Genomic DNA, 20,766 nt, shown 5'->3' with positions numbered 1-20,766 from the left:
GGGCTGCAATCAAAAAGTCTAAGGAGACAAAAAACATGGCAACACTAGACGTCAATCGCCCGATGTCAGCTGAAGAAAAGAAGGTGATCTTCGCTTCTTCATTAGGTACCGTTTTCGAGTGGTACGACTTTTACCTGTACGGTTCACTCGCTGCAATTATTGCGAAGCAGTTCTTCAGCGGTTTGGATGAAGGCTCTGCGTTCATCTTCGCACTGCTGGCTTTCGCGGCTGGTTTCATCGTGCGTCCTTTTGGCGCGATCTTCTTTGGCCGCTTGGGCGACATGATTGGTCGCAAGTACACCTTCTTGGTGACGATCCTGATCATGGGCTTGTCCACCTTCATCGTGGGTATCTTGCCTAATTACGCCAGCATTGGTGTCGCTGCTCCTGTGATCTTGATCTGCTTGCGTTTGCTGCAAGGTCTGGCTTTGGGTGGTGAGTACGGTGGTGCGGCTACGTATGTGGCTGAACACGCGCCTCACGACAAGCGTGGCGCTTACACCTCTTGGATTCAAACCACTGCGACCTTGGGCTTGTTCCTGTCGTTGATGGTGATCTTGGGTACACGTACTGCTATCGGCGAAGAAGCATTTGCCGAGTGGGGCTGGCGTGTGCCGTTCATCGTGTCTATCGCGTTGTTGGCCGTGTCGGTCTACATCCGTTTGTCGATGAACGAGTCACCTGCTTTCGTGAAAATGAAAGCGGAAGGCAAAACTTCTAAGGCACCTCTGACCGAATCTTTCGGCCAATGGAAAAACCTGAAGATCGTGATCTTGGCCCTGATCGGTTTGACTGCAGGTCAAGCTGTGGTGTGGTACTCGGGTCAGTTCTACGCTTTGTTCTTCTTGACACAAGCGTTGAAAGTGGACGGCGCGACAGCCAACATCTTGGTGGCGGTGTCTTTGTTGATCGGTACACCATTCTTCATCGTCTTCGGCTCGTTGTCTGACAAGATTGGCCGCAAGCCCATCATCATGTTGGGCTGCTTGTTGGCTGTGTTGACTTACTTCCCTGTGTTTGAAGCGCTGACCAAGGCTGCTAACCCAGACTTGTACGCTGCACAACAAAAGAACAAAGTGGTTGTGACCGCTGACGCTGCTGAGTGCTCGTTCCAGTTCAACCCCACAGGCACTGTGAAGTTCACTAGCTCATGCGACATCGCTAAGCAAGTGTTGGCTTCTAGCTCTGTGAGCTATGAAAACACGGCAGGTGCTGCTGGTACGCCAGCCACCATCAAGATCGGCGAAGTCGAAATCGCCAGCTACAGCTCTAAAGGTTTGCCAGCTGACGAAGCCAAGGCCAAGTCTGCTGAGTTCCGCAAAGCAGTTGCTGAGGCTTTGAAAGCCGCCGGCTACCCAGCCAAGGCTGATCCAGCCAAAGTGGACCAAGTCAAGATCACCATCATCCTCACTTACTTGGTGATTTTGGTGACCATGGTTTACGGCCCAATCGCTGCGATGTTGGTGGAAATGTTCCCCACACGTATCCGTTACACCTCTATGTCTCTGCCTTATCACATCGGTAACGGCTGGTTCGGCGGCTTGCTGCCCACCACCGCTTTCGCGATCGTGGCGCAGACCGGCAATATGTACAACGGCTTGTGGTATCCCATCATCATCGCGGGTATGACCTTCGTCATCGGCATGATCTTTGTGAAAGAAACCAAAGACGTCGACATCTACGCTGACGACTAAGCATGTCAGCCACCCGGGGTGACCCGGGTGCTACATTCGAGCCCTCCCTGGTGGAGGGCTTTTTACTGATTTCGGAGATTTGATATGTTGAAAATTTTTGTAGGTTTCGTCATCTTCGCGGCACTGGCCATGTTTGTCATCTTCAAAGGCGGCAACAGCTTGGACATGGGCGGCGAAAAACATGGCGATGAAGCCATCCACGCCCCTGCGGAAGCCGCTTCTGGCGCTGCCTCGGGTGCGTCTGCAGACGCTTCTGCTGCCAAGTAATTTTTCGTTACTTCGCTCGTCAAAACGCCACGGCCAGTCCGTGGCGTTTTGCTTTTGTGGGTCGATTGAATGCTTAAGGTTAGGTAATGCCCCGACGGCGGGCTGGAACTGTGCGACTCTCTAGAATATTTGCCACACTACAAAAGGTCCAGCCATGACAGGCACCATCCGCATTCGTGGCGCTCGCCAACACAACCTCAAAAACTTAGACCTCGACATTCGCACGGGCGAGCTCACCGTGGTCACCGGCCCCAGTGGTTCGGGCAAGTCGAGTTTGGTGTTTGACACCTTGTACGCCGAGGGCCAGCGCCGCTATGTAGAGACCTTCAGTGCCTACGCGCGACAGTTTCTAGACCGCATGGACCGCCCCGCCGTCGATAAGGTGGAGGGTGTGCCCCCCGCGATTGCGATTGACCAAACCAACCCCGTGCGCAGCTCGCGCTCCACCGTGGGCACGATGACGGAGCTGAACGACCATTTGAAGTTGCTCATCGCGCGCGCTGGCCATTTGTTTGACCGCCAAACTGCACAGCCCGTACAGCACGACACGCCGCAAAGCATTTATGCCGAGCTGCAACGTCGCTGCGCGGCACAGCCGCAAGACCCACGCCTCATCATGACCTTCCCCGTGGAGTTGCCTGCCAACACCACAGCCGCCGAAGTCGAGCAGTGGTTGAGCGCCAGTGGCTTCACCCGCGTCCACGCCGAGCGCGAAGTGGCCACGCCGACAGGGCCACGCAAATTGCTGGATGTGGTGGCTGACCGCTTCAAACTCGGCAACACCGAACAAGCCCGCGTGGTGGAAGCCATTGAGCTGGCCATCAAGCGCGGCGGTGGCCGCTTGAATGTGTATTGGTCATTGGACGCCGAAGCCACGCCTGAACTCTGGCGCTTCTCCACCGGGCTGCATTGCCCCGACAGTGACTTGCGTTACAGCGACCCTATTCCTTCGATGTTCTCGTTCAACTCTGCTGTGGGTGCGTGCGAAACCTGTCGTGGTTTTGGCCGCGTGATTGGCGTGGACTACGGCTTGGTGATTCCGAACGACAAGCTCACCTTGCGTGCAGGGGCCATCAAAACCATCCAAACCCCAGCGTGGAAAGAAACCCAAGACGACCTGATGCGCCACGCCGAAGCCGAAGGCATTCCGCGTGACACGCCTTGGTACAAGCTGAGCCAAGAGCACAAAGACTGGGTCATCCACGGTTCGCCTTTGTGGAAAGGCAAGTGGAACCACCAGTGGTACGGCGTCAAACGCTTCTTTGAATACTTGGAGAGCAAGTCCTACAAGATGCATATTCGCGTGCTGCTGTCCAAGTACCGCAGTTACACACCATGTGGCACTTGTGCAGGCGCGCGTTTGAAAACCGACAGTTTGTTGTGGCGCATCGGCACCAAAGAACATGCCGACGCTGTGCTGCCACCGGCCAAGCGCTTCATGCCGCAAGGCGTGCAATGGAGCCGTGCGCAACTCGAAGCCATGCCAGGCTTGTGCCTGCATGACTTGATGCTCTTGCCCATCGACAAGCTGCACCAGTTCTTCAACAGCACACAAGTGGATGTGGCCGGTGCTGACGCACAAGCCTTGCATTTGTTGATGGACGAAATTCGCACGCGCTTGAGATACCTCAGCGATGTGGGCATTGGCTACCTCACCCTCGACCGCCAAAGCCGCACACTCAGCGGCGGTGAAGTGCAGCGCATCAACCTCACCACGGCACTCGGCACCTCGCTGGTCAATACCTTGTTTGTGCTGGACGAGCCCAGCATTGGCTTGCACCCGCGCGACATGAGCCGCATCAACGAAGCCATGCTGCGCTTGCGCAATGCAGGCAACACGCTGGTGGTGGTGGAACACGACCCCGCGGTGATGATGTGCGCCGACCGCATCATCGACATGGGCCCAGGCCCAGGCGTGAAGGGCGGGCAGATTGTGTTTGACGGCACCACCGAAGCTTTGAAGTCGGCTGATACCTTGACGGGCGCGTACTTGGGTGCCCGCAAAACCATTGGCCTTGGGCTTAAGCGCTTGGTCACCGACAACACGCCACGCCTGATTCTCGAAGGTGCGCGCGAGCACAACCTGCAAAACCTGAGCATCGAGTTCCCGCTGCAACGCTTGGTGTGCATCACCGGCGTCAGCGGTTCGGGCAAGTCGACCCTGATTCAAGATGTGCTCACGCCAGCGTTGCTACGCCACTATGGCCGCGCCACCGAAACACCAGGTGCACATGACCGTTTGTTAGGTGCGGACTACCTGAGCGATGTGGTGTTTGTGGACCAATCGCCCATCGGCAAAACCGCACGCTCCAACCCCGCCAGTTATGTGGGCGCGTGGGACGCTGTGCGCGAAATTTTCGCGGTGGCACCACTGTCCAAGCAACGAGGCTACACCGCCTCAAAGTTCAGCTTCAACAGCGGCGATGGCCGCTGCCCCACCTGCGGTGGTTCAGGCTTTGAACACGTTGAGATGCAGTTTTTAAGCGATGTCTACCTTCGCTGCCAAGACTGCAATGGACAACGTTACCGTCCAGAAATCCTAGAAGTCCGCATCGAGCGCAAAAAGCCGGTTGGCGCTGGGGCAGTGCTGACGCAGCGACATTCTGAGCAAAGCGAAGAGGAGCAAGGCAGTGCTGCCCCAGCGACAACCAGCGTCTTCCTCAATGTGGCGGACGTGCTGGAGCTGACTGTGGGTGAAGCGTTGGAAATTTTTGCGAGTGACCGCGAAGTAGTACGCACTTTGCAACCCATCGTCGATGTGGGCTTGGACTATGTGAAGCTGGGCCAACCCGTGCCGACCTTGAGTGGTGGCGAAGCACAGCGCTTGAAGCTCGCTGGCTTCTTGGCCGAGGCTGCCAAAGCGAAAACATCGAGTCGCCAGACGCTGGCTAAAAAGGGTGTGCTGTTTTTGTTTGACGAGCCCACCACCGGCTTGCACTTTGACGACATTGCCAAACTCATGCGCGCCATGCGCCGCTTGTTGGAAGACGGCAACTCGCTCATCGTCATTGAACACAACCTCGACGTCATCCGTGCCAGTGACTGGTTGATTGACCTCGGGCCCGAAGGCGGTGACGCGGGGGGCTTGTTGGTCGCCGAAGGCACGCCTGAAGAAGTACGCCTGCACCCCACGTCGCACACGGGCAAAGCCTTGCGTGACTACGCAGCGTCGATGGGCGTGGTGTACGAGATTGATGGCGAGAAGGCATCTGCAGGCTTGTTGGCTGCTGAAGACACGGCTCGGTTTGCAAAAGCTGCGCGTGGCATATCCGTTGCCGATGGCGCGATTCAAATCATCAATGCCAAAGAGCACAACCTCAAAAGCTTGAGCGTCAACATTCCACGCGGCAAGTTCAACGTCATCACGGGCGTGTCGGGCTCGGGCAAGTCCACGCTTGCATTTGATATTTTGTTCAACGAGGGGCAACGCCGCTATTTAGAAAGCCTTAACGCTTACGCGCGCAGCATCGTGCAGCCCGCAGGTCGCCCCGAGGTGGATGCGGTGTATGGCATTCCGCCCACGGTGGCGATTGAGCAGCGCTTAAGCCGCGGGGGGCGTAAGTCCACCGTGGGCACGACCACTGAGGTGTGGCATTTCTTGCGCTTGCTGTACGTCAAGCTGGGCACCCAACATTGCACCCACGACGGTGCCGCCGTGCAGCCGCAAACCGCAGAGCGCATTGCCGCACAGCTGATGCGCGAGTTCAAAGGTCAACACATTGGCCTGATGAGCCCCTTGGTGATGAACCGCAAAGGCGTTTACACCGAGCTGGCCGATTGGGCGCGTCCACGCGGCTACACCCACTTGCGCGTGGATGGTCACTTCTTGCCGACCAATGGCTTCCCGCGTTTGGACCGTTTCAAAGAGCACACCATTGAACTGCCAGTGGCCAGCCTTGAAGTTTCGGCACAAAACGAAACGGCCTTGCGGTTGGCGCTGACCATCGCACTAGAACATGGCAAAGGCGTGGTGCATGTCTTGAGTCAACTTGATGGTTTGCGCGAAGCGATGGAGGCCGGCACAGACACCAACAGCATTGGTCGCTTGGATGTGTATTCCACCAAGCGCGCCTGCCCTGTGTGCGACACCTCGTATGCCGAGCTGGACCCTCGCTTGTTCTCATACAACAGCAAGCACGGCTGGTGCCCCGACTGTGTGGGCACGGGCGTGAAGCTCAACAAAGACCAACGCAAGGTGTTGGACGATTCGGTGCGTGACGACAAAGAAAAAGGCCGCGAGCAAACCTTTGCCGAACCTGATGTGGACGACTTGGTCGATGTGGCTTGCCCGACCTGCGAAGGCACACGTTTGAACGCCACGGCACGTGCCGTGAAGTTTGCAGGCGTGGGCATCACAGACATCGCGCGTTTGAGCGTGACCGAGATTCGCAAGTGGGTTGAGAAGCTAGCCATGAGCGGGCGCGATGCCGACATCGCACGCGATCTGTTGCCTGAAATCAAGAGCCGTTTGGAGTTTTTAGAGCAAGTCGGTTTGAACTACCTCACGCTCGACCGTGGCGCGCCCACGCTCAGTGGTGGCGAGGCGCAACGCATTCGCTTGGCCGCGCAGTTGGGTAGTAACTTGCAAGGCGTTTGCTATGTGTTGGACGAGCCTACGATTGGTCTGCATGCGCGTGACAACCAAATTTTGTTGAACGCCTTGCATTTGCTCAGCGACAAGGGCAACACGCTGGTGGTGGTGGAACACGACGAAGACACCATTCGCCGTGCGGACCACATCATCGACATTGGGCCAAGCGCGGGTAAGCGCGGCGGGCGTTTGATGGGTGAGGGTTCGGTGAAAGACATCACCTCGCAGAGCGAATCTCAGACGGGGCGTTACCTGTTGCATGCGATGCGGCATCCGTTGCAGGCGCGGCGGCCTGTTTCTGAGGCGGCGCTGTCTGCTTTTGCAGCCGCCGCTGCTGCTGCCTCGCTCGCTGCGAAGGATGAGGCATTGCCGGGTTCCTCATGCGGCGAGCCAAAATCGTCACCCGGCAACGCCCCATCCTCCGCGAAGGTGGGTAAGCGCAAGGCGGCTGCTCCTGTTGCTGAAGCCGTTGCCACCGATGTGGCTGCTGTGCTTCAGTGGTTGTCGCTTGAGGGGGCATCGCTGCACAATTTGAGCGACGTGAGTGTGTCGATTCCGCTTAAGCGTCTGGTCGCGGTCACCGGTGTATCGGGGTCTGGCAAGTCCACCCTCGCGCGCGATGTGCTGTTGCACAACGTGGCGGCTGCGGTGGCGCAGCGCTCTACTCAGGCGGGGCGCAAGCTCGATGAGGAAGGCAAGCATCCGGCATGGTCTGGCTGCACGGGGCTTGATGGTTATCAAACCATCGACCGCGTGTTGGAGGTGGACCAAACGCCGATTGGCAAGACGCCACGTTCATGCCCTGCAACCTACATTGGTTTTTGGGACACGATTCGCAAATTGTTTGCCGAAACACTTGAAGCCAAAGCGCGCGGCTACGGCGCAGGACGCTTCAGTTTCAACACGGGTGAAGGCCGTTGCCACACGTGTGAAGGCCAAGGCCTGCGCACGATTGAGATGAGCTTTTTGCCCGACGTGAAAGTGCCATGCGAAACCTGCCACGGCGCTCGCTTCAACCCCGAGACTTTGGCAGTGAGCTGGCGCGGTAAGAGCATCGGCGATGTGTTGCAAATGGAAGTGGACGAGGCAGTGGAATTTTTCGCCACCATGCCCAACATCGCACACCCCTTGCAGCTGCTCAAAGACGTGGGCTTGGGTTACCTCACCTTGGGTCAGCCTTCACCCACGCTCAGCGGCGGTGAGGCGCAGCGCATCAAGCTGGTGACCGAGTTGAGCAAGGTGCGCGACGACGTGACGCGCCGAGGCAACAAAGCACCGCACACGCTGTATGTGTTGGACGAACCCACGGTGGGCCTGCACATGGCCGACGTGGACAAGCTCATTCGCGTGTTGCACCGCTTGGTGGATGGCGGTCACAGCGTGGTGGTGATTGAGCACGACCTTGATGTGATTGCCGAAGCCGATTGGATCATTGACCTCGGGCCTGAGGGCGGCGATGGCGGTGGTTTGATCGTGGCGGCCGATACGCCAGAGGCGGTGGTGGCTTTGGGGACGCACACGGGTGTTGCTTTGAAACCCGTGTTGGCTCGTTCGTAACGTTTCTTTTGTTGCGCTACGTTTCTGGGGCTCTGCTTGTTTCTTTGGCGTGGTTGCGTGCTGCGGGATAAGCCTAGGCTCCTCTTCGCTGCGCTCAGAATGTCGCTACGGCTTATCCCGCAGCACTTGTTTGTTTGCGAATGACTTCGCTCATACAAGTTGGTGCATAAGCGACGTTCTGAGTGTCAGAGTTTTCGGGCGCTGGCGGACGCTTGCACCTGCACCCGAATCTGATGCGTGCAAACGCGAAGAGAGGCTCAGTGGTGTTGCCCGTAGCGACATTCTGAGCGCAGCGAAGAGGAGCCTAGGGCAATGCCACTGAGCCTCTCTTCACTACAAAAGCAACAACTCAACCCGCAGTAGACAAAGCCAACCCAGCGTGCTCACGCAAAGGATGGAAATGAATCTTAGGAAAGCGTTCCTGCGCCAGTCGCACGTCATAAGGCGACGTGCATAAATACGCCAACGTATTGGCCGCATCCAACGCCATGCGCTGTGGATAGGCATAGGTGAACTCACGCAGCTCAGCTGGTGTGTCCGCCGTGATCCAGCGCGCACCCGTGTACTGACAGCTTTCTAGCTTCACATCGCAGTCGTACTCGGCTTTCAAGCGGTGTTGCACCACTTCAAACTGCAATTGGCCCACAGCGCCCAGCAGCATGGCGCCGCCAGCCTCGGGCTTGAATACCTGAATCGCGCCTTCTTCACCCAGCTGGTCCAAGCCCTGTTGCAGTTGCTTGGTGCGCAATGGGTTTTTCAAAATCACCGTCATGAACAACTCGGGCGCGAAGAATGGCAGGCCGGTGAATTGCAAGGCCGGTCCATCGGTGATGGTGTCGCCCAGCTGCACGCCGCCGTGGGTGGTGAAACCGATGATGTCGCCGGCATAGGCTTCTTCCACCGCTTCGCGGCGTTGCGACATGAAGGTCACCACGCTGGTGGGGCGCAGTTCTTTGGCGGTGCGTTGCACCTTCAGCTTCATGCCAGGGGTGAACTTGCCCGAGGCCACGCGCACAAAGGCAATGCGGTCGCGGTGGTTGGCGTCCATGTTGGCTTGCACCTTGAACACCACGCCTGCGAAGCCTTCATCTTCGGGCTGAATGGTTTTCTCAATGGCTTGCTTGTTGACGACAAGATGGCTCAAGCGTGGGCGAGGGGAGGGGGCGAGGTCGACCAAGGCGTCGAGCACTTCCATCACACCAAAGTTGTTCACGCCCGAGCCAAAGAACACGGGGGTTTGTTTGCCAGCCAAGAACGCTTCTTTGTCGAACTTTGGCGAGGCGCCCGTAGCCAGCTCCATGCTTTCCATGGCGGAGGCCCATTCCAAACCAAAGCGCTCGGCGAGTTTGTCTTGTTCGGTCAGCGGGTGGGTTTCAAAGTCTTGGGGCAAGCGTTCGGAGCCGGAGTCAAACACGGTCATGGCTTGCGTGCGCAAGTTGATGATGCCGCCAAACAGCTTGCCTTGGCCCACAGGCCAGGTCATGGGCACGCAGGGCATGCCGAGTTCGCGTTCGACTTCGTCGAGGATGTCGAGGGGGTCGCGCACTTCGCGGTCCATCTTGTTCACAAACGTGATGATGGGCGTGTCGCGCTGACGGCACACCTCAATCAGGCGTCGTGTTTGTGCTTCCACACCGTTGGCCGCATCAATCACCATCAAGGCCGAGTCCACGGCGGTGAGCACGCGGTAGGTGTCTTCCGAGAAGTCTTTGTGGCCAGGGGTGTCGAGCAGGTTGATGACGTGGTCGCGGTACAGCATCTGCATGACCGACGAGGCCACCGAAATGCCGCGTTGCTTCTCAATCTCCATCCAGTCCGAGGTGGCGTGGCGGCTGGCTTTGCGGCCTTTGACGGCGCCCGCAATTTGAATCGCGCCCGAGAACAGCAACAGCTTTTCGGTCAGCGTGGTTTTACCCGCGTCAGGGTGAGAAATGATGGCAAAGGTGCGGCGACGGCGCACTTCGTTCAGAAAGGAGCTCATGGGGTCACTATAAAAAGGGAGTGCCTAAAAATGGCAAATCAAGGCGGGAATCATAGCGCTGGGTCCGTGGTGAAGCAGGGGTTTTAGAAGTTCGTTTAAAATCTTGGCTATCCGAGGAGCGCTGCAGCCTGCGGACCTGCAACAGGTCTATTCATCAGGCGAGGCTCGGGTTTCCAACCGCGCTCACCCACTGTCAACGTGAGGTGAGCACCTCGTGAATCTTCATGAATGCTTGTCGCGCCCTGACATTGGTTTGACCCACTGTTTGGAGTATTTATTCATGAACGCTGTTCTTAAAACCAACGCCGCCGCCGATTACATCGTGGCCGACATGTCTTTGGCCGCTTGGGGCCGCAAAGAAATCAAAGTTGCCGAAACCGAAATGCCCGGTTTGATGGCCATCCGCGAAGAGTTCGCCAAAGCGCAGCCTTTGAAAGGCGCTCGCGTGACCGGCTCTTTGCACATGACCATTCAAACGGCTGTGCTGATCGAAACCTTGAAGTCTTTGGGCGCTGACGTGCGTTGGGCTTCTTGCAACATCTTCTCAACCCAAGACCACGCTGCTGCTGCGATTGCCGAAGCGGGCATTCCTGTGTTCGCCACCAAAGGCGAAACCTTGGCTGAGTACTGGGACTACACCCACCGCATTTTTGAATTCGGCGCCAAAGGTGCTGAAGGCGAAGGCCCCAACATGATCTTGGACGACGGCGGTGATGCCACGTTGTTGATGCACTTGGGCAAGCGCGCTGAAACCGATGCGTCTTTGATCGCCAACCCCACCAGCGAAGAAGAAACTTGTTTGTTCAACGCCATCAAAGCCAAATTGGCTGTGGACCCCACTTGGTACAGCCGCAAAGGTGCGCACATCATCGGCGTGACCGAAGAGACCACCACTGGCGTGTTGCGCTTGAACGAAATGGCCGCCAAAGGCAGCTTGATGTTCCGCGCCATCAACGTGAACGACTCAGTGACCAAGAGCAAGTTTGACAACCTGTACGGCTGCCGCGAATCTTTGGTGGACTCCATCAAGCGCGCCACCGACGTGATGATCGCTGGCAAAGTGGCTTGCGTGGCTGGCTACGGTGACGTGGGCAAAGGTTCAGCCCAAGCCTTGCGCGCTTTGAGCGCCCAAGTGTGGGTGACCGAGATCGACCCGATCAACGCCTTGCAAGCTGCCATGGAAGGCTACAAAGTGGTCACCATGGAATACGCCGCTGACAAGTGCGACATCTTCGTGTCGGCCACCGGCAACAAGAACGTGATCCGCTACGAGCACATGGCCGCGATGAAAGACGAAGCCATCGTGTGCAACATCGGTCACTTCGACAACGAAATCGATGTGGCTTCGTTGGAGAAGTGCAAGTGGGACGAGATCAAGCCTCAAGTCGACCACGTCATCTTCCCTGATGGCAAGAAGATCACTTTGTTGGCCAAAGGCCGCTTGGTGAACTTGGGTTGCGCCACTGGCCACCCCAGCTTTGTGATGAGCTCCAGCTTTGCGAACCAAACGATCGCTCAGATCGAGTTGTTCACCAAGCAAGACCAATACGAAGCGGGCAAGGTCTATGTGTTGCCTAAGCACCTCGACGAAAAAGTGGCACGTTTGCACCTCAAGAAAGTTGGCGCACAGCTGACCGAATTGACCGACGAGCAAGCGGCTTACATCGGCGTGTCTAAGAACGGCCCCTACAAAGCCGACACTTACCGCTACTAAGCACTTCGCACTTCACGGATGCGTGCCGACCAGCTACTTCTCGAACGTGGTTTAGCCGCTTCGCGCTCTCAAGCGCAGCGGTTGATAGCCTCGGGCGTCGAGTGGCGGTTGGGCACCAAGCCGTGGCAACGCGTTTCCAAAAATGGTGACGAGCTGCCACTGCCCTGTGAAGTGCGTTTGCTGGACACCGCCGAGGCGCGCTATGTGTCTCGCGGTGGTTTAAAGCTCGAAGGTGCGTTGCACAGCAGCGGCTTGTCAGCCCAAGGTTTGCGCTGCCTCGATGTGGGGCAAAGCACCGGTGGCTTCACCGATTGCTTGTTGCAGCAAGGTGCTGCGCAAGTGGTGGGGCTGGATGTGGGGCATGGCCAGTTGCATCCTCGTTTGCGCGACGATGCGCGTGTGGTGTGTGTGGAACGCATCAACGCCCGCGAGTTAGAAGTGAACGATGCGCGTGTGCCCGATGTGGCCCTAGGATTTGATTTGGTGGTGGGTGATTTGTCTTTCATCTCACTCACCTTGGTATTACCCGCGTTGCTGCCTTTGCTGAAAAAGGGCGGCGCGCTGCTGATGTTGGTCAAACCGCAGTTTGAACTGCAGCCCAGCGACATTGGCAAAGGTGGCTTGGTCAAGGACGAAGCCAGCTATGTGCAGGTCGAGGCGCGATTGCGCGAGGCTTGCGCAGCATTGAATTTAGAAGTGTTGGGCTATTGGCCCAGCGCCATTGCCGGTGGCGATGGCAACAAGGAATTTTGGATTGGTGCGCGTCGTGCATGACGCGCCAACACGTGAGACAGATATGAACGCGAACAACAGCTTGAGCATTGAGTTTTTTCCACCTAAAACGCCAGAGGGTGCAGAGAAGTTGCGCGCGGTGCGTCAGGCCCTGTACCCGCTCCAACCGCAGTTTTGTTCGGTCACCTATGGCGCAGGTGGTTCGACCCAAGCGGGCACGATTTCTACCTTGAAAGAAATCTTGAGCGAAGGCGTGCCTGCCGCCTCGCACTTCTCGTGCATTGGTGCCACGCGCGACAGTGTGCGTCAGCAATTGGCCGAGTTCAAAGCCATGGGCGTGAAGCGCTTGGTGGCCTTGCGTGGCGACTTGCCCAGCGGCTATGGCGCAGGTGGTGAGTTTCACTACGCCAGCGATTTGGTGGCTTTTATTCGCGCAGAGACGGGTGACGATTTCGGTATTGAAGTGGCCGCTTATCCAGAGATTCATCCGCAAGCCAAATCAGCCGAGGCTGATTTGCAAGCCTTTGCCACCAAAGTAAAGGCGGGCGCAGACTCGGCCATCACACAGTACTTTTACAACAGCGATGCGTATTTCCGTTTTGTGGAAGATGCCGATAAGCTTGGTGTGCACATCCCCGTGGTGCCCGGCATCATGCCCATCACCAGCTCGTCGCAGTTGTTGCGCTTCTCCGATGCCTGTGGTGCTGAGATTCCACGTTGGATTCGTTTGCGTTTGCTTGGGTTTGGGGATGACCTCGCGTCCATCAAAGCCTTTGGCTTGGATGTGGTGACTGATTTGTGTGACCAGTTACGTGCAGGTGGTGCGCCAGGTTTGCATTTCTACAGCATGAATCAAAGCGTCCCAACGTTGGCGATCTGCAAAAACTTAGGCCTTGGTGTCTAAGGGATTGTCCAAGTAAAAGGCCTCGCATTGCGAGGCCTTTTTTATGCGCGTGCAAGCAGCTTAGCCACCCGACTCCACCACCCAGCCCCGACCGGGGCCGCGTGCCAAGGCTTCTTCCACCACGGGTAGCGCTTCGTTCAACAAAGGCTTCAATGTGAAGGGCGGGTTGACGATGAACATGCCGCTGGCGCTTAAGCCCGCGTCATTGCCCCCCGTTTTGCGGCCGATGGCCAAGGTGGCATGCAGCCATGGCTTTTTGGCTTGGCTGCACAGGCCTTTGAGCTTGCGTGGCAAGTCGTGCGCTTCAGGGCGCGGCACGATGGGGTACCACACGATGTAGGTGCCGGTGGCAAAGCGCTTCAAGCTGTCTTGAATGCAATCGATCACGCGGTAGTAGTCGTTCTTGATTTCGTAGCTGGGGTCAATCAGCACGCAGGTGCGGCGTGAGCCGCTGCTAGATACCGGCGGTGGCAGCAAAGCCTTGAGCGATTCAAAGCCATCGGCGCGTGTGACGCTGACCGTGCGGCCCGCTTCGAGCTGCTGAATATTGCCCGCGAGTGATTTGTGGTCAGTCGGATGCAGTTCAAACAGCTTCAAGCGGTCGCGCGCTTCGTGGCGCAGCAGCTTGTGAATGATGAAAGGCGAGCCTGGGTAAATCTTGTGGCTGCCTTTGGCGTTGAAACTGGCCACCATCTCTAGGTAGTCGGTCAAGGCGGCAGGGCCTTTGAGGTTGAGCACCTTCAAAATGCCTTCGGCGGCTTCGCCACTTTTTTCGGCATAGTCGCCGTCCAGGCGGTACAGGCCCGCGCCGGCATGCGTGTCCACAAACTGAATGCCCGCGTCTTTGTGCATCAAATGCTTCAAAGTGGCAATCAAAGTGAGGTGTTTGAGGACGTCGGCGTGGTTTCCGGCGTGAAAAGCGTGGCGATAACTGAACATAACTGGGATGGTAACCCGCCAAATCGCCTTGTTTGGGCCAAATTTGCGCTAAGCGCTTGATTTTGCTTATAATCTTTGGCTATGCAGCGTTCGAGTGGTCCCGCGGCAGAGGCTTTGAAAAAGGCACATCCCACCTAAGAGGTTCTCAACAGAAGAACGCCGACCGTGGAAAAGGACCCTACAAACCAACTCTCCTTTTAGGATTTAACTATGTCTACATTCAGCGCAAAACCCGCTGACGTGGTGCATGAGTGGTTTGTGATTGACGCCACCGATAAGGTGCTCGGACGAGTAGCCAGCGAAGTTGCTCTCCGTTTGCGCGGCAAACACAAAGCCATTTACACACCCCACGTCGATACAGGTGACTTCATCGTCATCATCAACGCTTCCAAGATCAAGGTCACTGGTACCAAGTCTTTGGACAAGGTGTACTACCGTCACTCGGGTTACCCCGGCGGTATCACTGCAACAAATTTCCGCGATCTGCAAGCCAAACACCCTGGCCGCGCGATTGAGAAGGCTGTCAAGGGCATGTTGCCCAAAGGCCCACTCGGTTACGCCATGATCAAAAAGCTCAAGGTGTACGGCGGTGCAGAGCACCCTCACACCGCACAACAGCCTAAAGTGCTGGACATCTAAGGAGCCGAAATGATTGGTGAATGGAACAACGGCACCGGCCGTCGCAAATCAAGCGTCGCTCGCGTGTTTCTGAAAAAGGGCTCCGGCAAAATCACGATCAACGGTAAAGACATCGCCGCATATTTCGGCCGTCAAACCTCGATCATGATTTCGAAGCAACCCTTGATGCTGACCAACAACGGCGAAGCGTTTGACATTCAAGTCAACGTGCACGGCGGTGGTGAGTCTGGCCAAGCTGGTGCAGTGCGTCACGGTATTACCCGCGCTTTGATCGACTACGACGCAGCTTTGAAGCCCGTCCTGTCACAAGCCGGTTACGTGACTCGCGATGCTCGCGAAGTGGAACGTAAAAAGGTTGGCTTGCACTCTGCTCGCCGCCGCAAGCAGTTCAGCAAGCGTTAATCCGCTTTCTGTTTTGCCAAAAGCCGCATGGGTTCGCCCTTGCGGCTTTTTTGTTGTCGGGCGAATGCCCCCATCGGCAATAGCGTTTCTCGGGCCTTGTGCAGTGCTATACCCGAGTAAAGCGATATACTTTTACGCATTGATTCAGGAGTCCTCACATGAGCGCAGTTGCAGAAAACATCCAAACAGAAATGCCATCCCCTTTCGTCTTCACCGACAGCGCAGCTGCCAAGGTGGCGGACTTGATTGCGGAAGAAGGCAACCCTGAATTGAAGTTGCGCGTGTTCGTGCAAGGCGGCGGCTGCTCAGGCTTTCAATACGGTTTCACGTTTGATGAAATCGTGAACGAAGACGACACCACCATCAATAAAAACGGCGTGTCTTTGTTGGTTGACGCGATGAGCTACCAATACTTGGTGGGCGCTGAGATTGACTACAAAGAAGACTTGCAAGGCGCTCAGTTCGTCATCAAGAACCCGAACGCGACATCGACCTGCGGCTGCGGCTCGTCGTTCTCAGCCTGATCGATAGATCCCTAAAGCTCAGGCTTTAAAAATTCCACCCAGTATGCGGGCGCCTTGTGCGCCCGTTACTTTTGGCAAGTTGCCTGGCAGGCCCCGCACGGTTTGACGAGCCAGCCATGCAAAGGCGGCGGCCTCCACTTGTAAAGGCGGCATGCCGCGTTCAGCGGACGACAACACACGCACGCTGGGTAAGCCCGCTTGCAAGCGCTGCATCAGCAAACCATTCAACGCACCACCGCCACACACAATGAGCTCCGACGCCTCTGCCGCATGGCGCCGCACATCGTTCACGCAGGCACGTGCGGTGAACTCCGTCAGAGTGGCTTGCACATCGGCGGGGTTTGCATTGACGTCGCCGCTGAGTTGGTGTGTCAGCCAGGTGGGGTGAAACAAATCGCGTCCCGTGCTTTTTGGGGGCGCTTGGTGCAGAAAAGGTTCGGCCAACATGGCTTGCAGCAAGGGCTCTATCACGCTGCCGCTGGCGCCCCATGCGCCGTTGTTGTCAAAGGCGTCGCCGGTGTGTTGTTGGCACCAATGGTCCAGCAGGGCGTTGCCTGGACCGCAATCAAAGCCCAGCACATCGCCGTTGGCGTGCAACACGCTGAGGTTGGCAATGCCACCGATGTTCAGCACGCCTACTGTTTGGTTGGGTTGACCAAAGATGCCTTGGTGAAACACGGGCACGAGCGGGGCACCTTGACCGCTGGCTGCCACATCGCGGCTGCGGAAATCAGCCACCACATCAATGCCGGTGAGCTCGGCCAAGAGGGCTGGGTTGTTGAGCTGCAGCGTGTAGCCCGTGCCATCAAACGCGCCCGGTTGGTGGCGCACGGTTTGGCCGTGGGCGCCGATGGCGCACACATCGCGGGCGGGTGTTTGTGTGTCACTCAATAACGCTTGCACAGTTTGCGCATACACGCGCACCAAGCCGTTGGCGGCCAATGCCGCACGGTGCAGTTCGTTGTCAGATGGGGTGTTGAGTGCCAGCAGTTCTTGTTTCAATGCTGGCGCAAAGGGCATGGCGTGGTGTGCCAACACCCGTGGTTGCGGGCCGCTGAAGTCTGCCAACACACCGTCCACGCCGTCGAGCGACGTGCCCGACATCAAGCCAATGAAAAGCTGCGGTGATGCTGCAGACGCAGACATTTATTCAGCGCGGCTGATTTGGGTGCTGGCCGCTGCGGTCAAGTCAATCTTGGCCAGGGTGGCGTGGCGTTTGAATTGCTCGCGAGCAGCAGCAGACACTTCCACCGATACGCTTTGGCGTGCCATGGTGATCGGGTCTTTGTGCTGACCATTCACGCGGAATTCAAAGTGCAGGTGTGGGCCTGTGGCCCAGCCTGTGGCGCCGACCAAACCCAGGGTCTGGCCCTGCATGACCGACTGACCGCGTTTGACGTGGATGCGGCTCAAGTGCGCGTACACCGTGGTGTGACCATTGGCGTGCTTGACCATCACCACATTGCCAAAGCCGCCTTGCGTGCCGGCCACGTCCACAATGCCTTGGCCTACGCTGCGCACGGCGGTGCCAGTGGGCGCTGCGTAATCGACGCCGAGGTGGGCGCGCCAAGTTTGCAAGATGGGATGAAAACGCATCTTGAAGCCACTGGTCATGCGCGAGAACGCGAGGGGCGATGCCAAGTAGGCGCGTCGCAGGCTGATGCCGTCGGCGTTGTAGTAGCCGCCTTCTTTGGCATTGGCTTCTTGGAACCAAAACGCTTGGTGTGTTTTGCCGTTGTTCACAAATTCTGCAGACAACACGCGGCCTGTGCGCAGCACCTCGCCATCGGCTTCCAGCGATTCGTACACCACGGCGAAGCGGTCGCCTTTGCGCAGAGCGCGGTGAAAGTCGATGTCGCCAGCAAAGATGTCAGCCAACTGGCTGGCCACGCTGTCGGGAATATTTGCATCATCCGTGGCTGCAAAGAGTGAGCTTTGAATCGTGCCGTTGCCCATGCGTGTGCCGACGTTCAGGCGTGCGGTTTCTTCGCGCGCCACAAAACCTTCGGCGTTGCGCTCCATGATCCAACGGGTGAAGTTTTCCCCGTCGTCATTGGCCCAGCGTGCGGTCAAGCGGGTGAGGCGGTGCTCGGCATCGCCTTCCACGCTCACCATGCGTCCGGCGCGACCCATGAGCTGTTGGCGTGCTGTCCGTGCGTTGCGCAGGTAAGCCGCGGCCTCTGGGTCACTCAGGCCGAGGCGTGAGAGCAAACTGTCGGCCGTGTCGCTTGAGCGCGTCAGGTCTGAGCGGAACAGTTGCAAGGGCTTGTCAGCCCATAAATTAGGAAACGTGACGGTGTTGACGTTTTCCACCACTTGGCGAAGCGGCATGCTGGCGACGCCCGCATCCAAGCTCGCCACCGCAAATGCCCCGCCACCGACCACGGAGAGCGCGACAGCCACGCCAGCCATGACGCGACGGGGGTGGGTTTGAAAGCAGTTTTGCAGGCGTGTGGCCCACAAAGAAAAGAATTGCTGCAAGGTATTTCTCCGGCAGTAGGTAAAAGGCGGGGACTGAGCCCAGGGCCTCAAGGTTTGGGCCTCTAAAATCAGGCTCAAACACCAAACCGGTGAGTATACCTTGCACGGTAAAAAATCCTTATGAATCAAGCATCTTTACAAAACCACCCTGTCACCGATCGCGTCCTCGAAGCCTTGGCTGTGACCAAGCGCGGCTGCGAAGAGCTGATTCCCGAAGACGCTTGGGTCAAAAAGCTCGCGCGCTCCGAAGCCACGGGCCAACCCCTGCGCATCAAATTGGGCTTGGACCCAACGGCACCCGACATTCACATTGGCCACACGGTGGTGTTGAACAAGATGCGCCAGTTGCAGGACTTGGGGCATCAAGTCATCTTTTTGATTGGCGACTTCACCAGTTTGATTGGCGACCCATCAGGCCGCAACAGCACGCGCCCGCCGCTCACGCCTGAGCAAATCAAGGTGAACGCTGAGACGTATTACAAGCAAGCCTCGTTGGTGCTCGACCCCGCCAAAACCGAAATTCGCTACAACAGCGAATGGTGTATTCCGCTGGGCTCCATGGGCATGATTCAGCTCGCGTCCAAGTACACCGTGGCGCGCATGATGGAGCGCAACGACTTTCACGATCGCTTCCACGCCAACACGCCCATCAGCGTGCATGAGTTTTTGTACCCGCTGATGCAGGGCTACGACTCGGTGGCCTTGAAGTCTGATTTGGAATTGGGCGGTACCGACCAAAAATTCAACTTGCTCATGGGTCGCCATTTGCAGGCCGAGTACGGCCAAGAAGCGCAGTGCATCTTGACCATGCCTTTGCTCGAAGGTTTGGATGGCGTTGAAAAAATGTCCAAGTCCAAGAACAACTACATCGGCATCAGTGAAGAACCGAACACCATGTTTGCCAAGGTGTTGTCCATCTCTGACGTGCTCATGTGGCGCTGGTACACCTTGCTGTCGTTCAAGTCGATGGCTGACATCGAGGCCTTGAAAAAAGAAATCGAAGGCGGTCGCAATCCCAAAGACGCCAAGGTGGCCTTGGCCAAAGAAATCACGGCACGTTTCCACGGTGCAGCAGCTGCGGATGCGGCTGAACAAGACTTCATCAACCGCAGCAAAGGCGGCGTGCCCGATGAAATTCCAGAGGTGTCGCTCAGCGGCGCACCCATGGGCATTGGCGCCTTGCTCAAAGCGGCAGGCTTGGCACCTTCCAGTAGCGAAGCCAACCGTTTGATTGACGGCGGTGGTGTGCGAGTGGACTCCAGCGTGGTCAACGACAAAGGCTTGAAGCTCGATGCCGGAACGTTTGTGGTGCAAGTGGGCAAGCGCAAATTTGCGCGTGTCACATTGGCTTAATCGGCCGCCACTAGACTGCGCGCATGAACACTCGGACGCTTGAAAAATGGCTCTCGCCCAAAGGCTTGCTTTGGGCCTCGGTCGTGGTGGCGTGCATCACCATCGCACTCAAAACCTTGGCATGGCACCTCACCGATTCGGTGGGTTTGTTGTCCGACGCGATGGAGTCGCTGGTGAACTTAGCCAGCGCCATCTTTGGTTTGATGATGGTCACGGTCGCTGCTATGCCTGCGGACGAAGACCATCCTTATGGTCACCACAAGGCTGAGTATTTTTCATCGGGCTTTGAAGGCATCCTCATCGTGGTTGCCGCGCTGGGCATCATGTGGGCAGCGGGGCGCCGCATCTTTGACCCCCAGCCCTTAGAGCAAGTAGGTATTGGTTTGGCCTTGTCTGTGGCCAGTTCTGCGCTGAATGGTTTGCTGGCTTGGGTCATGTTTCGTGCGGCCAAAACACACCGCTCGATTGCGCTAGAGGCCGATGCGCGCCATTTGGTGACGGATGTGTGGACCTCTGCCGGTGTGGTGGTTGGTATTGCGTTGGTCAGCTACAGCGGTTGGCTGTGGTTGGATGCTGTGGTCGCGATTGGCGTTGCATTGAACATCCTCAAAGAAGGCTGGCATTTGATTTGGGGTGCCTCACAAGGCTTGATGGATGAAGCAGTCGAGCCCGAGGTGCTGGCGCAAATCAACACGGTGTTGCACAACCTGTCGATGGTCCATGAAGAGACAGGTGCCGACCACACGCACCTCGTGCGTTTCGATCACATCATCACGCGCAAAGCAGGCCAACGTCGCTTTGTGGACTTGCACATGCACATGCCTGCCGAGTGGACGCTGGGGCGTGCCGCCATGTTTCGCGCCAATGTGGAGCAATCGTTGATGAAAGCGGTGCCCGGTTTGCGCGCCACCATTCAGTTGCTGCCCAACGATGTGGAAGCGCATCTGGACGACCCGCTCGATGTGAACTAAGCCACGCGGCATGCCAA

At 57.3% G+C, this 20,766-nt stretch carries 15 protein-coding genes and 1 riboswitch; of the genes, 11 read left to right on the top strand and 4 right to left on the bottom strand.

The window, feature by feature from the left end; translation table 11 throughout:
* The first annotated feature begins 35 nt into the window (after positions 1–35).
* The 3 genes from QMG15_RS11555 to QMG15_RS11545 all read left to right on the top strand — a co-directional run bounded on the left by QMG15_RS11555 (position 36) and on the right by QMG15_RS11545 (position 8,109).
* On the top strand, positions 36–1,694 hold the full coding sequence (locus QMG15_RS11555) for an MFS transporter (RefSeq protein ID WP_281788720.1): 1,659 nt from the start codon (positions 36–38) through the stop codon (positions 1,692–1,694).
* An 84-nt stretch (positions 1,695–1,778) separates the two neighbouring features.
* Positions 1,779–1,961, top strand: coding sequence for a hypothetical protein (locus QMG15_RS11550; protein ID WP_108358387.1), 183 nt, complete (start codon positions 1,779–1,781; stop codon positions 1,959–1,961).
* Between the two features lie 154 nt (positions 1,962–2,115).
* Positions 2,116–8,109, top strand: coding sequence for an excinuclease ABC subunit UvrA (locus tag QMG15_RS11545; protein WP_281788719.1), 5,994 nt, complete (start codon positions 2,116–2,118; stop codon positions 8,107–8,109).
* 349 nt (positions 8,110–8,458) lie between these two features.
* Here QMG15_RS11545 and QMG15_RS11540 read toward each other — a convergent pair whose 3' ends face one another.
* Complete coding sequence (locus tag QMG15_RS11540; protein WP_281788718.1) at positions 8,459–10,090, bottom strand: peptide chain release factor 3; 1,632 nt, start codon at positions 10,088–10,090, stop codon at positions 8,459–8,461.
* 107 nt (positions 10,091–10,197) lie between these two features.
* A riboswitch (S-adenosyl-L-homocysteine riboswitch) is annotated at positions 10,198–10,282 on the top strand.
* An 88-nt stretch (positions 10,283–10,370) separates the two neighbouring features.
* On the opposite strand from QMG15_RS11540, the gene ahcY reads away from it, so the two are divergent.
* From ahcY to metF, 3 genes are read left to right on the top strand one after another with little or no spacing between them, the layout of a single operon-like run.
* The gene (gene ahcY, locus QMG15_RS11535) at positions 10,371–11,804 is read left to right on the top strand and encodes an adenosylhomocysteinase (RefSeq protein WP_281788717.1); all 1,434 of its coding nucleotides are present in this window, start codon (positions 10,371–10,373) and stop codon (positions 11,802–11,804) included.
* Positions 11,805–11,822: 18 nt separating this feature from the next.
* On the top strand, positions 11,823–12,578 hold the full coding sequence (locus QMG15_RS11530) for a TlyA family RNA methyltransferase (protein WP_281788716.1): 756 nt from the start codon (positions 11,823–11,825) through the stop codon (positions 12,576–12,578).
* Positions 12,579–12,600: 22 nt separating this feature from the next.
* Positions 12,601–13,440 carry a methylenetetrahydrofolate reductase [NAD(P)H] gene (gene metF / locus QMG15_RS11525; RefSeq protein ID WP_281788715.1) on the top strand — a complete coding sequence of 280 codons (840 nt, stop codon included), beginning with the start codon at positions 12,601–12,603 and terminating at the stop codon, positions 13,438–13,440.
* 60 nt (positions 13,441–13,500) lie between these two features.
* Here metF and rlmJ read toward each other — a convergent pair whose 3' ends face one another.
* The gene (gene rlmJ / locus QMG15_RS11520) at positions 13,501–14,379 is read right to left on the bottom strand and encodes a 23S rRNA (adenine(2030)-N(6))-methyltransferase RlmJ (RefSeq protein ID WP_281788714.1); all 879 of its coding nucleotides are present in this window, start codon (positions 14,377–14,379) and stop codon (positions 13,501–13,503) included.
* A 210-nt stretch (positions 14,380–14,589) separates the two neighbouring features.
* Here rlmJ and rplM point away from each other — a divergent pair, with 210 nt between their 5' ends.
* The 3 genes from rplM (at position 14,590) to erpA (ending at position 15,944) form a co-directional block, all read left to right on the top strand.
* On the top strand, positions 14,590–15,018 hold the full coding sequence (rplM, locus tag QMG15_RS11515) for a 50S ribosomal protein L13 (RefSeq protein WP_104799524.1): 429 nt from the start codon (positions 14,590–14,592) through the stop codon (positions 15,016–15,018).
* Positions 15,019–15,027: 9 nt separating this feature from the next.
* Entirely contained in the window at positions 15,028–15,420 is a 393-nt protein-coding gene (gene rpsI / locus QMG15_RS11510) for a 30S ribosomal protein S9 (protein WP_104797055.1), read from the top strand.
* Positions 15,421–15,578: 158 nt separating this feature from the next.
* Positions 15,579–15,944 (top strand): iron-sulfur cluster insertion protein ErpA, encoded by a 366-nt coding sequence (gene erpA / locus QMG15_RS11505; protein WP_108358382.1) that lies wholly within the window; start codon positions 15,579–15,581, stop codon positions 15,942–15,944.
* Positions 15,945–15,962: 18 nt separating this feature from the next.
* On the opposite strand, the gene QMG15_RS11500 is transcribed toward erpA, so the two are convergent.
* Both QMG15_RS11500 and QMG15_RS11495 read right to left on the bottom strand, forming a co-directional pair.
* Positions 15,963–17,090 carry an anhydro-N-acetylmuramic acid kinase gene (locus tag QMG15_RS11500; protein ID WP_281788712.1) on the bottom strand — a complete coding sequence of 376 codons (1,128 nt, stop codon included), beginning with the start codon at positions 17,088–17,090 and terminating at the stop codon, positions 15,963–15,965.
* Complete coding sequence (locus QMG15_RS11495) at positions 17,091–18,425, bottom strand: M23 family metallopeptidase (RefSeq protein WP_281788711.1); 1,335 nt, start codon at positions 18,423–18,425, stop codon at positions 17,091–17,093.
* A 120-nt stretch (positions 18,426–18,545) separates the two neighbouring features.
* Here QMG15_RS11495 and tyrS point away from each other — a divergent pair, with 120 nt between their 5' ends.
* Together tyrS and QMG15_RS11485 are read left to right on the top strand one after the other, a co-directional pair.
* The gene (gene tyrS, locus QMG15_RS11490; RefSeq protein WP_281788710.1) at positions 18,546–19,778 is read left to right on the top strand and encodes a tyrosine--tRNA ligase; all 1,233 of its coding nucleotides are present in this window, start codon (positions 18,546–18,548) and stop codon (positions 19,776–19,778) included.
* Between the two features lie 23 nt (positions 19,779–19,801).
* The gene (locus QMG15_RS11485; protein WP_281788709.1) at positions 19,802–20,749 is read left to right on the top strand and encodes a cation diffusion facilitator family transporter; all 948 of its coding nucleotides are present in this window, start codon (positions 19,802–19,804) and stop codon (positions 20,747–20,749) included.
* The last annotated feature ends 17 nt before the right edge of the window (positions 20,750–20,766 follow it).

Origin of the sequence: Limnohabitans sp. INBF002 (assembly GCF_027924905.1) — a bacterium.
Classification (GTDB): domain Bacteria; phylum Pseudomonadota; class Gammaproteobacteria; order Burkholderiales; family Burkholderiaceae_C; genus Limnohabitans.
Note: the sequence above shows the minus strand (reverse complement) of the source record. Positions and strands in the feature narration are given on the sequence as shown.

Excerpts from the sequence above, each read along its gene's own strand:
- metF (WP_281788715.1), top strand. The coding sequence starts at position 12,601 with ATGAACGCGAACAACAGCTTGAGCATTGAGTTTTTTCCACCTAAAACG.
- QMG15_RS11500 (WP_281788712.1), bottom strand. The coding sequence starts at position 17,090 with ATGTCTGCGTCTGCAGCATCACCGCAGCTTTTCATTGGCTTGATGTCG.
- rpsI (WP_104797055.1), top strand. The coding sequence starts at position 15,028 with ATGATTGGTGAATGGAACAACGGCACCGGCCGTCGCAAATCAAGCGTC.
- rplM (WP_104799524.1), top strand. The coding sequence starts at position 14,590 with ATGTCTACATTCAGCGCAAAACCCGCTGACGTGGTGCATGAGTGGTTT.
- erpA (WP_108358382.1), top strand. The coding sequence starts at position 15,579 with ATGAGCGCAGTTGCAGAAAACATCCAAACAGAAATGCCATCCCCTTTC.
- QMG15_RS11530 (WP_281788716.1), top strand. The coding sequence starts at position 11,823 with ATGCGTGCCGACCAGCTACTTCTCGAACGTGGTTTAGCCGCTTCGCGC.
- QMG15_RS11485 (WP_281788709.1), top strand. The coding sequence starts at position 19,802 with ATGAACACTCGGACGCTTGAAAAATGGCTCTCGCCCAAAGGCTTGCTT.
- tyrS (WP_281788710.1), top strand. The coding sequence starts at position 18,546 with ATGAATCAAGCATCTTTACAAAACCACCCTGTCACCGATCGCGTCCTC.
- QMG15_RS11545 (WP_281788719.1), top strand. The coding sequence starts at position 2,116 with ATGACAGGCACCATCCGCATTCGTGGCGCTCGCCAACACAACCTCAAA.
- QMG15_RS11540 (WP_281788718.1), bottom strand. The coding sequence starts at position 10,090 with ATGAGCTCCTTTCTGAACGAAGTGCGCCGTCGCCGCACCTTTGCCATC.
- ahcY (WP_281788717.1), top strand. The coding sequence starts at position 10,371 with ATGAACGCTGTTCTTAAAACCAACGCCGCCGCCGATTACATCGTGGCC.
- rlmJ (WP_281788714.1), bottom strand. The coding sequence starts at position 14,379 with ATGTTCAGTTATCGCCACGCTTTTCACGCCGGAAACCACGCCGACGTC.
- QMG15_RS11555 (WP_281788720.1), top strand. The coding sequence starts at position 36 with ATGGCAACACTAGACGTCAATCGCCCGATGTCAGCTGAAGAAAAGAAG.
- QMG15_RS11550 (WP_108358387.1), top strand. The coding sequence starts at position 1,779 with ATGTTGAAAATTTTTGTAGGTTTCGTCATCTTCGCGGCACTGGCCATG.